The organism is Geomonas subterranea, from assembly GCF_019063845.1.
Taxonomy (GTDB): Bacteria; Desulfobacterota; Desulfuromonadia; order Geobacterales; family Geobacteraceae; genus Geomonas; species Geomonas subterranea.
This window is the reverse complement of sequence record NZ_CP077683.1, coordinates 3,825,376-3,838,902: the sequence shown is the minus strand read 5'-3', so window position 1 is coordinate 3,838,902 and position 13,527 is coordinate 3,825,376. Positions and strand designations below refer to the sequence as shown.

Below are 13,527 nucleotides of genomic sequence, written 5' to 3'. Positions count from 1 at the left end.
GAACTTTCTTGAAAGAGGTAACGATGAGCTCAGAAGAACAAAGCGATTACGGGGCGGATAAGATCCAGATTCTGGAAGGACTGGAAGCGGTAAGAAAGCGTCCGGCCATGTACATCGGTTCCACCGCTGCTCAGGGTCTGCACCACCTGGTTTACGAACTGGTGGACAACGCCATCGACGAGGCGCTGGCCGGCTACTGCGACGCGGTCCAGGTCACCATCCACCTGGATGGGTCCGTGACCGTCGAGGACAACGGTCGCGGCATCCCTACCGACATGCATCCCACCGAGGGAAGGTCGGCGGCGGAGGTCGTTCTCACCGTGCTCCACGCCGGCGGCAAGTTCGACAACTCCTCCTACAAGGTTTCCGGAGGCCTGCACGGCGTGGGGAGCTCGGTCGTCAACGCGCTTTCCACCAAGCTGGAGCTGGAGATCCGCAGAAACGGCCAGCTCTTCACCCAGAGCTACAGAAGGGGCGTGCCCCAGGCGCCGCTCGCCATCACCGGCGAGACCAAGAGGCGCGGCACCAAGATCACCTTCCTCCCCGACGGCGAGATTTTCGAGACGACGGAGTTCTCCTTCGACGTCCTCTCCAAGAGGCTCAGGGAGCTCGCCTTCCTGAACGCCGGCGTGCGCATCAAGATCCACGACGAGCGGACCGAGAAGGACCACGACTTCTTCTACGAGGGGGGGATCAGGAGCTTCGTCGAGTACCTGAACAAGAACAAGAACCTCGTCAACCCGGAGCCGATCTACATCAAGGGCGAGAAAAGCGGCGTCGATATCGAGATCGCCATGCAGTACAACGACTCCTACGACGAAAAGGTGTTCTCCTTCGCCAACAACATCAACACCCACGAAGGGGGGACGCACCTGATCGGCTTCAAGGCGTCGCTCACCCGTACCATGAACAACTACGCCACCGCCAACAACCTTCTGAAGAACGTGAAGGTGGCGATATCCGGCGACGACCTGAGGGAGGGGCTCACCGCCGTCATCTCGGTGAAGATCTCCCAGCCGCAGTTCGAGGGGCAGACCAAGACCAAGCTGGGCAACTCCGAGGTGAAGGGTTTCGTCGAGACCCTGATGAACGAGAAGCTCGCCACCTACCTGGAAGAGAACCCGGCCATGGCCAGGAAGATCCTGGAGAAGTCCATCGACGCGGCCCGCGCCCGCGAGGCGGCCCGGAAGGCGCGCGAACTGACCCGCCGCAAGGGGGCGCTCGAAGTGGGCACCCTCCCCGGCAAGCTGGCCGACTGCCAGGAGAAAGACCCGGCGCTGTGCGAACTGTTCCTGGTCGAGGGTGACTCCGCAGGGGGCTCGGCGAAGCAGGGGCGCGACCGGAAGTACCAGGCGATCCTCCCCTTGAAGGGTAAGATCCTCAACGTCGAGAAGGCGCGCTTCGACAAGATGCTCGCCTCCCAGGAGATCAGGACCCTGATCTCTGCCCTGGGGACCTCGATCGGCAAGGAAGACTTCGACATCGCGAAGCTCCGTTACCACCGCATCATCATCATGACCGATGCCGACGTCGACGGCTCGCACATCCTGACGCTTTTGCTCACCTTCTTCTTCCGCCAGATGATGGAGCTTATCGAGCGCGGCTACCTCTACATCGCCCAGCCGCCTCTGTACAAGATCAAGCGCGGCAGGAAAGAGCAGTACCTAAAGAACGAAGTGGCGCTGCAGGCCTACCTCCTCGAGGAAGGGACCGAGGACATGACCCTCAAACTGGGCTCCGGCAGCGACGAGCGCGTCTACCGCGGCAAGCAGATCATCCCGATCCTCACCCAGTTGATCGACTTCGACGAACTCTTCGACAAGGTGGTCAAGAAGGGGATCAACGAACTGCTCCTGAAGGTCTTCCTGAAGGCCGGCATCAAGCCGGGCCTGGAGGAGATGTCGGACCTGATCGCGCTTCTGCCCAAGATGAAGGAGGCCTACCCCGAGGTGGAGGCGCAGGTCTACGACGACAGCATCATCTTCGCCTTCGGTAACCTGAGGGTCAAGATCGACCAGCAGATCTTCGAGGTGCTCGAGTCCTACGAGTACGCCATGCTGCTCGAGCATCACAAGCGGGTCCGCTCCGTCATGGGGGTGGGCGCAGGGGTGATCCTCGGACCGGAAGACAAGGTGATGTTCGAGAGCGAGAGCCAGGTGGAGATCCTCTCCTGGTTCATGGAGAGCGCCAAGAAGGGTCTCTACATCCAGCGCTACAAAGGTCTGGGCGAGATGAACCCGGAGCAGCTCTGGGAGACCACCATGCACCAGGAGAACAGGGTGCTCTTGCAGGTGAAGATCGAGGACGCCGTGGCGGCCGAGGAGATCTTTACCGTGCTGATGGGCGACCAGGTCGAGCCGCGCCGCGACTTTATCGAGCAGAATGCCTTGAACGTGAGCAACCTGGACGTGTAGCACCATCGCCCCCCTCGCCCTTTGGGAGAGGGGATGGGGGTGAGGGAGTTGCCACAAAGGATAAGTCTCGCTCCTGCCGACGCCCTCACCCCGGCCCTCTCCCAGAGGGCGAGGGTGAGTTGGATAAGACGCGTTAGAACCAGTTAAGACCGCGGGATGCTTAAATAAAAAAAATTTCCCCTCCCTTCGGGAGGGGATAGCGTTTTGCATATATCTACTGCAAATCAATTGTGAGGGCATTTTTCGGGGGATTTCACCCGGAAGTGCCGCCTTTTGACCGGAAAGGGTTTCCTAAATGCTGAATCAACTGAACAAGGTATCGGTAAACATCGAAGACGAGATGAAGCGCTCCTACATGGACTACGCCATGTCGGTCATCGTCGGCCGCGCGCTTCCGGACGTACGCGACGGCCTCAAGCCGGTGCACAGGCGCTGCCTCTACGCCATGTACGACATGAGCAACGACTGGAACAAGCCGTACAAGAAGTCGGCCCGTGTCGTCGGCGACGTCATCGGTAAGTACCACCCGCACGGCGACACCGCCGTCTACGACACCCTGGTCAGGATGGCCCAGGACTTCTCGCTCAGGTACCCGCTGGTGGACGGCCAGGGCAACTTCGGCTCCATCGACGGCGACTCCCCGGCGGCGATGCGTTACACCGAGATCAGGATGGAGCAGCTCGCCCACGAGCTGTTGAACGACCTGGACAAGGAAACCGTCCCGTTCGGCCCGAACTACGACGACTCCCTGAAGGAGCCGCTGGTTCTCCCCTCCAAGTTCCCGAACCTCCTGGTGAACGGGAGCGCGGGCATCGCGGTCGGCATGGCGACCAACATCCCGCCGCACAACCTCTCCGAGGTGGTCGACGCCATCGTGGCGATCATCGATAACCCGCAGCTCTCCTTCGAGGAACTGGTGGAGCTTATACCGGGCCCGGACTTCCCGACCGGCGGCTTCATCTACGGCCGCGAAGGGATCATGAAGGCCTACTCCACGGGCCGCGGCATCATCCAGATGCGCGCCAAGGTGCAGATCGAGACCCAGAAGAAGACCGAGCGCCAGTCCATCGTGGTCACCGAGATCCCGTACCAGGTGAACAAGGCGAAGCTGGTCGAGAAGATCGCGGAGCTGGTCAAGGAGAAGAAGATCGAGGGGATCTCGGACCTCCGTGACGAGAGCGACCGCGAGGGTATGCGCGTCGTCATCGAGCTCAAGAAGGACGAGAACCCGACCATCATCCTGAACCACCTGTACAAGCAGACCCAGATGCAGTCCTCCTTCGGCATCATCATGCTGGCCATCGTGCACAACCGGCCGCGCGTGTTGACCCTGAAGGAGACCATCGAGTTCTTCATCGAGCACAGGAAAGAGATCGTCACCCGCCGCACCATCTTCGACCTGAAGAAGGCCGAGGCCCGCGCCCACATCCTGGAAGGTCTGAAGATCGCCCTGGACAACCTGGACGAGGTGATCGCCCTGATCAAGGCGAGCGCGTCGCCGGCCGAGGCGAAGGTTGGCCTCATGGAGAAGTTCGGGCTCTCCGACCTGCAGGCCCAGGCCATCCTGGACATGAGGCTGCACCGCCTGACCGGTCTCGAGCGCGAGAAGATCCTCGAGGAGCTGCGCGAGATCCTGAAATACATCGCCCGCCTGAAGGAGATCCTCGCCTCCGAGGCCGAGATCCTCAAGATCATCGTGGGCGAACTGCTGGAGTTGAAGGACAAGTTCGGCGACAAGCGCCGCTCCGAGATCGTCATGCAGACGGCCGACATCTCGCTCGAGGACACCATCGTCGAGGAAGACATGGTGGTCACCATCTCCCACACCGGGTACATCAAGCGCAACGCCGTCACCCTGTACCGCGCGCAGCGCCGCGGCGGCAAAGGGAAGACCGGCATGAAGACCAAAGAGGAGGATTTCGTGGAGCAGCTGTTCATCGCCTCCACCAAGGATTACCTCATGTTCTTCACCGACGCCGGCAAGGTGTACTGGCTCAAGGTGTACGAGATCCCCGAGGCGGGCCGCGCTGCGCGCGGCAAGGCGATCGTGAACCTGTTGAACCTCGCCAACAACGAGAAGATCACCACCATCCTCCCGGTGAAGGAGTTCGTGGACGACAAGTTCATCATGATGGCCACCAGGAACGGCGTGGTGAAAAAGACCAACATGATGGAGTACTCCCACCCGAGGGTGGGCGGCATCATCGCCGTCAACCTGGACGAAGGGGACAAGCTCATCTCCGTTGCACTCACCGACGGGAAGCAGGACGTGCTGCTCGCCACCTCCAACGGCAAGGCGATCCGCTTCAAGGAGGACGACGTCCGTACCGTGGGGCGCGTATCCCGCGGCGTGCGCGGCATGACGCTGGAGGACGAGGACGTGGTGATCGGCATGGAGATCCTGAACGAGAACTTCACCGACTCCACCATCTTCACCGTGACCGAGAACGGCTACGGCAAGAGGACCGAGATCAGCGAGTACCGCACCCAGTCCCGCGGCGGCAAGGGGATCATCACCATCAAGACCACCGAGCGCAACGGGCAGGTGGTGGACATCAAGCAGGTGGTGGACGACAACGACCTGATGCTGATCACCGACCAGGGCAAGATCCTGCGCGTCTCCGTTGCCGGCTTCTCCATCATCGGCCGCAACACCCAGGGGGTGCGGCTCATGGTCAAGGAAGAGAACGAGCGCGTGGTCGCCGTGGCCCGCCTGGCCGAGAAAGAGGACGTGGAAGAGATCGAGGACGGTTCGGAGATCGATGACATCGTCGAACTCGAGGCGGAGGGGGGCGAAGGGGAGGAGTAGAGCCCTCCCTCACCCCGGCCCTCTCCCAGAGGGAGAGGGTGAGTTTGATCGAGGCGGAACCCCCTCGCCCACCGGGAGAGGGGGAGTCGAACGAGGCAGAAACTCCCTTCCCAAAGGGGAGAGGTGAGTTGAACGAGGCAGAACCCCTTCACCTACCGGGAGAGGGTGAGTAAACGAGGCAGAAATCCCTTTTCCACAAGGAGAGGGTGAGTTTGCACGAGGCAGAAACCCCTCGCCCTCTGGGAGAGGGGCAGGGGTGAGGGTGATGCACGAGCCGGAACCCCACCCGCGAAAAGCAGCACAGCGTAGTCAGACGAACATGCAATCTTTGCCCTCCTTTGGAGGGGTGCCATGCAGTGAAAAAGGGTAGGCCCATGCAACAGAGCGTGAAGGTAGATAACTCCCTGAAGGAGCGTCGCGACATTCTGGATCTCCTGGTGCGGCTGAAGGGTGACGGCATCTCCATCAGCGAGATGGAGCGGATCGGCCAGAAGTTCCAGCAGGCCGGTAAACGCGCGCTGCGACCGCTGGTGCGGGAACTATGGCGTGAGAACTCGGGCGAACTGATCACCAAGTACGCCTACATCCTGGACTTCTTCGACACCAGCGACTGGCTCGACCAGCTGGTCCAGATAGCGCTCAAGCGCCAGGACCTCGCGGCCGACGGCAAGGCCGCCCTCCTGATCGCGCTGGAAGGCTACGGCATCGACGTCAGCTCCCCTCCCTTCAAGCAGGAGAAGCCGGGCTCCGGCGGCACTTCCCTCGGGCAGCAGGTACAGGGCGCCATGCAGTTGGGCGAGGAAGGGATGGTCACCTTCCTGGACGACTTCCTCTCCTACCCCGCCGAGGTGCAGCAGATCGTGATCCGTGAACTGTGCCAGTCTGGCGACAGCCAGTCACCCCGTTTGCTGGAGGCGATGCTCTGGCACGAGGACCGCGACATCGTGCACTCCGCGGTGGCGGCACTCGGCAAGATCAGGGATCCCCGGGCGGCAGGCGTGCTGCAGGACTTCCTGGCTGACTGCGGCGCGGAGCTTGCTCCCTTCGCGGAGAAGGCACTGCGCAGGCTCCGCTTCCTTGGAGTCGCGGTGCCGCAGCCGCGCACGCTGCTCCCGTTCCATTCCGGCTACGCGACCCCGCCAGACGGGGACGGATACCGCTCGCTGCTCCTGGCCCGCTGGGCGGGGGCGGACACGGTGAGTGTCCTGTACATGCAGGTGCACGAGAGACGCGGGGTGCTGGCGGCCTGGGGCGCCGGGGAGCTGACCCTGGACAACTTCTCCGCCGAGGTCGACGGTTTCCGCATGCAGGACGACCTGATCGAGGTTGCGCCCGCGTACATTCTGGACCTGGTGCGCGACGCCCTTTACTGGAGCCGCGATCTCTGCTACCTTCCCGCCGACTTCTACATGAGGCGCGGCATCTTCGCCGGCGAGGACATGACTCCGGCCCGCTTCACCGACAAGCTCACCGACCTCCCCCGCTCCCGCCGGCTCAGCTTCCAGGAAGGGGACGAACTGGCCCAGAGGCTTTTCGCCGATTCCTTCTTCTCCGGATGGTTCATGGCCGAGCAGCGGGTCTACGATTTCGCTGAGCAATACCGCGGCGGCAAGGGGGGCGACCAGGTCCTGGAGCGTTTCTGCACCGAGCTTCTGGCACCGGAGCTGGAGCTCATCCGTGAGCGGTTGCTGGTCTGCGCCGACCTGATGCGCCGCTGCGGCAGGGACAACCTCGAGGCGGCGCGTGTCGTGGGGCTTGCCGACAGCCTGATTGACAACCCGCTCCCCCACCATCTCCACCCGTTCCTGCGCCGCTTCGCCCATGAGAGTATGGAGATCGCCCGTGAATCGCTGGAGCGTGGCGAGGAAGCGCCGCTGAGGGCGGTCGAAGAGCTGTAGCGCCCCCCCTGCCCCACTCCCGATGGAGAGTGGATATGGATGCAGCTGGCGCAAGGGCTACTAGCTGCGGAGAATCTTAATTATTTGTGCTACAATGAAGTCCTCATGAGGGCTAGAGACACTGTAAGAGGGCTTGAATAGATGCTAGAGAAAGTTGCCGTTATAGGTGCCGGCAGTTGGGGCACCACGCTGGCCGACCTGCTCGCCAAGAAAGGGCACGAGGTCACCCTTTGGGCGTACGAGCCCGAACTGGTAGTCACCATGCGCGAGACCAGGGAGAACAACATCTTCCTCCCCGGGATCAGGCTGCAGGACAATCTTGCCTTCACCAACGACCTGGAAGAGGCGTACCGCGGCTGCACCATGGTGCTCTGCGTGGTGCCGTCCCAGCTGGTGCGCCGGGTGATCACCAATTCCCTCGCCTTCATCCCGAAGGACGCGGTCATCGTTTCCGCCTCAAAGGGGATAGAGGTCGACACCCTCGCCACCGTCTCCGAGATCTACCAGGAGATCCTTCCCGCTGAGATGTACGCCGGGTTCGCCGCCCTCTCCGGCCCGAGCTTCGCACGGGAAGTGGCGCAGGAGATGCCGACGGCCGTCGCCGCTGCCGCGGCTACCGAGGCGATCGCGCGCCGGGTGCAGGAAGCCTTCACCACCAGCTTCTTCCGGGTCTATAGGAACTCCGATGTTGTGGGGGTCGAGCTGGGGGGCGCCATCAAGAACGTCATCGCCATCGCAGCGGGCATATCCGACGGCCTCGGCTTCGGGAGCAATACCCGCGCGGCGCTCATCACCCGCGGCCTTGCCGAAATGACCCGCCTGGGACTGGCCATGGGGGCCCAGCCCGCCACCTTCGCGGGGCTCGCCGGTATGGGGGACCTGGTGCTCACCTGCACCGGCGACCTGTCCAGGAACCGCAGCGTCGGCATCCAGATCGGGCAGGGGCGGCGCCTCGACGAGATACTCGGCGAGATGCGCATGGTGGCCGAAGGGGTAAAGACCACGGAGTCGGCTTACAACCTGGCCAGGAAGCTGGGGGTAGAGATGCCCATCATCGACCAGATGTACCAGATGCTCTACCAGAACAAGCCGGCTCGCGAAGCGGTCCTGGAGCTTATGACCAGGAACCTCAAGGCCGAAGGAGCTTAGCAACAGTTTTGAGATGTAGGTGAGATTAGGAAATACGGTGCATCCCGGGTGCAGGGGGAGCGCTGCCTTTCCTAATCTCACCCTTTCTCTGTTTTCAAGGATAGGTAATGCAACTACGCTTTGGCATAAGAACCAAACTGCTCCTGTCCATTCTCGCCATCCTCCTCATCTCCTATTCCACCCTCATCTATTCGACCATGAAGACCATGAGCGCGTCCCTGCGCACAGAGGTCGACCGTAACCTGGAAACCAACCTCACCTACGCCCGCAGCCAGTACCGCGACCGCGCCAATGTCATCAATTATTCGCTGCTGCAGCCCGCCACCGCGCCGGTGGTGCAGGGACATGTTGCGTCGGGTGATCGCAAATGGCTGAACGATCGGTTGAAACAAGTGCACAGGGTGCTTCCGTCCCTGGATATTTTGCTGATGCTGGATGGCAAAAAGAGGATCTTAGCGGGAATCGACACCACTTCGTACGACGAGGAGTTGTACCTGCCCGGGATACTGGATCAGGCAATGGCGGGAAAAGGTGTGGTGAGCTCGACAGAGATACTGCCGGCTGCAACGCTGTGTCAGGCAGGGGCCAAACGCTATTGCGAGCAGGAAAGCAACGCGGAGGCGATGGTAAACACAGTGGTGGTCCCGGTGCTCGGCCAAGGCGGCAGCGTCTTGGGCTGCTTCGTCGCCGCCGAAATCCTTAACAACCAAGCGACCCTCCCCACCGACCTTCAGGAGGTATCAGGCAACGACGTCGAGGTGAGCATCACCCAGCGGGACCTGCGTATCGCCAGCAGTCTGCCGGCCACCCTGCGAGACGCCTCCACCCTCTCCCCGAAGGTCATCGACGTGCTGGAGCGGGGCGAGGTCTACCGCGGCGAGACCCGCATCGGATCGAGAAACTACGAGACCGTCATCGACCCCATCCTGAACAGTCGCGGCGAGTTCGTCGGCTCCATTTCGGTCGCCGTGGCCATGGAACGGTTCAGGGGAACCAAGCGGGAAAACCTGGGCAACATCCTCGCCTCCGCATTCATCGGCATCCTCTGTTCCTTCGGCCTGGCCTTCCTTGCCTCCCGCCACCTGACCCGGCCGCTGCGGCAACTGGCCGCGAGCGCCAGCAAGATAGAACAGGGGGACCTGGACCAGAGGGTCGAGGGGCACCAGAAGGACGAGGTGGGGATGCTGGCCTCGTCCTTCAACAAGATGGTGCAGGCGCTCAAGGAGCGGGACTCGATCATCAACAGGAAGACCAACGACCTCCAGGAGCTGAACGAGCAGCTGGAACGGATGGTGGACGAGCGGACCTCGGCCCTGGTCATGGAGATGGGGAGGCTGGAGGCCGTGCTGACCAGCCTCGCCGAGGCGGTGCTGGTGACCGACCTGGACAACCGGGTGGTGCTTTTCAACCCGGCGGCGCAGCAGCTCTTCGGGATGGTGCCGCACCGCGTGGTCGGGCAGCCCATCGAGCAGGTGTGCGAACTGGTGGGGTTCACACCGCTGCTCGAGCGGATCAAGGAACTGGCGCAGCCGGAGCGCGGGGGGGGGACCAAGGAGGAGCTGACGGTCAAGGGAAAGAGGCTCCACGTCTACCTTTCCTCGCTCTCCGACGAGGTCGGCAACTTCGCCGGCATCGTTATATCCATCCGAGACGTCACCGTCGAGCAGCAGGTGGACCGGATGAAGACCGAATTCATCTCGACCGTTTCGCACGAGCTCAAGACGCCGCTCACCTCCATCAAGGGATCGCTGCAGCTTTTGTTGACCCGGAGCAAGTGGCTGACCGACACCGAGAGGCAGCTCCTTACCGTCTGCTTCCGCAACACGCAGCGCCTGATCCGGCTGATCAGCGAGATACTGGACATCTCCGGGATAGAATCGGGCGGGATGGTGTTCAAGTTCAAGCCCGTCTCCATCGGCGAGCTCACCGTCTACGCGGTCGAGGAGATAAAGTCCTACGCCATGGGGCGCGACATCACCATCGTCAACACGGTCGGGGAGCACCTCCCCATGGTGTACGGCGACAGCGACCGCCTGATCCAGGTGATCACCAACCTCCTTTCCAACGCGGTGAAATTCTCGCCCGAGGGGAAGGTGGTCATGGTGAGCGCGGAGCAGGAAGGAAACTACGTGGTGGTGTCGGTGGCCGACAAGGGGCGCGTGATCCAGTGGTCGGACCGCGACAAGCTGTTCAAGAAATTCCAGCAGATAGAATGCCAGGAACGCGGCAAGGTGGGAGGGACCGGGCTGGGGCTCGCCATCTGCAAGGAGATCGTCGAGCGCCATCACGGCCGGATCTTCTACACCGCCGCCCAGGAGCGCGGCAACACCTTCAGCTTTACCGTGCCAATCATAGGGGAGACCGATGCCAAAGGATAAGATTCTCATAGTCGATGACGAGGCGGACATAGCCCTCATCCTCAAGCTGCAACTGGAAGACGCCGGGTTCGAGACCGAGCGGGCCCGCGACGGGGTGGAGGCGCTGGAGGCGGTCGAGCGCGAACATTTCGCGCTGATCATGCTGGACATCAAGATGCCCCGCATGGACGGCCTGGAGGTGCTGAGCCGGATCCGCGGGGAACAGACTCCGGTGGTGATGATGACCGCACACGGCAGCGAGGACATCGCGGTGGACGCGATGAAGAAGGGGGCGCTCGACTACATCTCGAAGCCCTTCGCCGCGGAGGACATGCTGCAGAAGGTGGAGCGCGCCATCGGCATCGACCGGACCCGGAAGGAGAACGCCAGGCTGCAGAGGCAGTTGGACGAAGAGCGCCTCAAGATGGCGGCGGTACTCCAGGGGATGGCGGACCTCCTGCTGGCGGTAGACCTGCAGGGTACCATCATCACGGCGAGCCGCCAGGCGGAGAGCGTCCTCTCCGGCGAGGGGGAGATCAAGGGGAAGGGTCTGGAAGAGGTGCTCAAGGGGAGGTGCCGGGGGGGGAACTTCCGGCCCGGACCGTGTTGCGCACCGGCGAGCCATGCCTGGACGTCGCCTACCAGCTCCAGATCGGCGCACAGCTGGTGCCGGTGCTTTCCTCCGCGGCGCCGCTGAAAAACGCGGCGGGAGAGCTGGTGGGGAGCGTCGAGATCATACGGGACATCTCCAAGCTCAAGGAACTGGAGCAGGAGAAGGAGGACTTCGTCAGCATGCTGTCGCACGACCTGAAGTCCCCGATCACAGCGGTGGTCGGCTCCATTGACCTCGTGCGTGAGGCCAAGCTCGGCCCGGTCACGGAGGATCAGCGCGAGTACCTCAACGCCGCCATCGAGAGCTGCGAGGAGATGGTGGAGATGATCGACACCCTGCTCGGCATCCACAAGTTCGAGGCGGGCAAGATGAAGCTCAGCTTCCGGGACGAGGATGCGGCCTCCCTGGTCAACCGCAGCGTCACCAAGTTCCAGACCCTGGCGCAGCGCGGCGACATCCGGCTCTTCACCACCCTCCCCTCCGGGCTCCCCCCGGTATCCGCGGACCGTTCCTCCTTCAACCGCATCCTGGGGAACCTCCTCTCCAACGCGGTGAAGTTCACCCCGGAAGGGGGCGAGATCGAGGTTTCGGCCGACCTGGTGCAGGACCCCGGCACGGTGACGGGAAAGGTCCCGGAGCAGAATTACGCGCCACAGCAGCTCCCTGCGGAAGGGGAATTCGTCAGGATCAGGGTGCGCGACAGCGGGGTCGGCATTCCGGAGGAAGCCCTGGGATCCATCTTCGACCGCTTCGTCCAGGCCAGGAACCGCCGCCAGGGGAAGACCCGCGGCACCGGGCTGGGGCTTGCCTTCTGCAGGAAGGCAGTGGATGCGCACGGCGGCTACATCTGGGCCGAAAGCGAGCCGGGGGCGGGGAGCGTGTTCACCATCCTGCTTCCCGCACAGCCGGAAGAGCCGGAGGAGTGACGCTGCCACCGCTTCATTAGTTGGGGGGGATTCATACTCAATCGAGGGTTTTGAAACATCCTCTAATTATTCTTCTTTTCTCTTTGAACAAATATAGTAAAGTAGAGCAGCGCCGGAGAAGGGGACCCTCTCATGGGAATGCCGGCAGCTACCTTGACATGATGACCTTGACGACCTTGACATGATCTGGACCTGGGGAGGGCGAAGTGGCGCTGCGAGAAAGCGACGCGGGATACCGCGAGTTGTTCGAGGAAAACCCTGAGGCGATGTGGGTCTGCCACCGCGAAACCGGGCAATTTCTCGCCGTCAACGAAGCCGCCCTGAGGCTCTACGGGTATCGCCGCAACCAGTTCATGGAACTGGACCTCTCCCGCCTGGGCCAGGTGGCCCCTCCCGCCGGCGATGAGGACCGGGGCCTCCCCTCCCTGCAGCGCCGCGTGGACGGCACCGAGCTGGAGGTGCAGCTCACCTGGCATCCGGTCACCTTCCAGAACGAGCCCGCGCACCTGGTGCTGGTGCGGCAACTGCAGCCGACCCGGGAGGGCGACGACCAGGCCGAGTTGCGCCGCCAGGTGGCCGAGCAGTTGGCCCAGCTGGAGGCGGCGCACCGGGAGTTGGAGGCGTTCAGCTATTCCGTTTCCCATGACCTGAGGGCTCCTTTAAGGCATATCGACGGCTTCAGCCGCGCCCTTCTGGACGATTACGGGGAACAACTCGGGAGCCAGGGGCAGGAGTACCTGACCCGTATCTGCCAGGCCACCGGAAAGATGGCGCAGCTCATCGACGCCGTGCTGCAGCTCGTGCGAGCGGGACGGTGCGAACTGGAGCCGCGGGAGGTCGATCTCAGCGTCAAGGCCCAGGTGATCGCGCTGGAATTGAAACACCAGGAGCCGCAACGAGCGGTGGAGTTCGAGATAGCCGAGGGGGTCAGCGCGCAGGCCGATGCCAAACAGGCGCGTCAGCTCCTCGAGATACTGATCGGCAACGCCTGGAAGTTCAGCTCCAAGACCCCGGGCGCCCGCATCCGGTTCGGGGTCAGGGACGAGGGGGGGGAGCGGGTCTACTTCGTCAGCGACAACGGGGCCGGTTTCGACATGACCTACGCCGAGAAGCTCTTCACGGTGTTCCACAGGCTGCATCGTGCCGACGAGTTCGAGGGAAGCGGGGTCGGCCTCGCCATCGCCCAGCGCATCGTGACCCGTCATGGCGGCAGGATCTGGGCCGAAAGCGTGCCGGGCAAGGGCGCGACCTTCTATTTCACGCTGAGCCGTTAGGCAATTGACCATGTGGGAATCACAGTTGGCAGCCGAGAGGCCGCAGTCAGCAGTGCCGCTGCCGGAACCGGGAGCGCCCTTCGTTCC

Annotated in this window: 8 protein-coding genes; all 8 read left to right on the top strand. The window is 62.7% G+C overall.

Annotated features, from left to right (window positions below):
• Positions 1 to 23 precede the first annotated feature (23 nt).
• The 8 genes from gyrB (at position 24) to KP001_RS16675 (ending at position 13,440) form a co-directional block, all read left to right on the top strand.
• The gene (gyrB, locus tag KP001_RS16705) at positions 24 to 2,414 is read left to right on the top strand and encodes a DNA topoisomerase (ATP-hydrolyzing) subunit B (protein WP_217286707.1); all 2,391 of its coding nucleotides are present in this window, start codon (positions 24 to 26) and stop codon (positions 2,412 to 2,414) included.
• 295 nt (positions 2,415 to 2,709) lie between these two features.
• Positions 2,710 to 5,223, top strand: coding sequence for a DNA gyrase subunit A (gyrA, locus tag KP001_RS16700; protein ID WP_216500153.1), 2,514 nt, complete (start codon positions 2,710 to 2,712; stop codon positions 5,221 to 5,223).
• A 374-nt stretch (positions 5,224 to 5,597) separates the two neighbouring features.
• On the top strand, positions 5,598 to 7,121 hold the full coding sequence (locus tag KP001_RS16695; RefSeq protein ID WP_217286706.1) for a HEAT repeat domain-containing protein: 1,524 nt from the start codon (positions 5,598 to 5,600) through the stop codon (positions 7,119 to 7,121).
• Between the two features lie 141 nt (positions 7,122 to 7,262).
• Complete coding sequence (locus tag KP001_RS16690) at positions 7,263 to 8,270, top strand: NAD(P)H-dependent glycerol-3-phosphate dehydrogenase (RefSeq protein WP_217286705.1); 1,008 nt, start codon at positions 7,263 to 7,265, stop codon at positions 8,268 to 8,270.
• A gap of 107 nt (positions 8,271 to 8,377) precedes the next feature.
• Positions 8,378 to 10,648: an ATP-binding protein gene (locus KP001_RS16685; RefSeq protein WP_217286704.1), complete on the top strand. Its 2,271-nt coding sequence runs from the start codon at positions 8,378 to 8,380 to the stop codon at positions 10,646 to 10,648.
• Positions 10,635 to 11,324 (top strand): sigma-54-dependent transcriptional regulator, encoded by a 690-nt coding sequence (locus tag KP001_RS22415; RefSeq protein ID WP_367620592.1) that lies wholly within the window; start codon positions 10,635 to 10,637, stop codon positions 11,322 to 11,324. The genes KP001_RS16685 and KP001_RS22415 overlap by 14 nt, the downstream gene beginning before the upstream one ends.
• 95 nt (positions 11,325 to 11,419) lie before the next feature.
• Positions 11,420 to 12,166 (top strand): sensor histidine kinase, encoded by a 747-nt coding sequence (locus tag KP001_RS22410; protein WP_367620614.1) that lies wholly within the window; start codon positions 11,420 to 11,422, stop codon positions 12,164 to 12,166.
• 206 nt (positions 12,167 to 12,372) lie between these two features.
• Entirely contained in the window at positions 12,373 to 13,440 is a 1,068-nt protein-coding gene (locus KP001_RS16675) for a sensor histidine kinase (RefSeq protein WP_217286703.1), read from the top strand.
• The last annotated feature ends 87 nt before the right edge of the window (positions 13,441 to 13,527 follow it).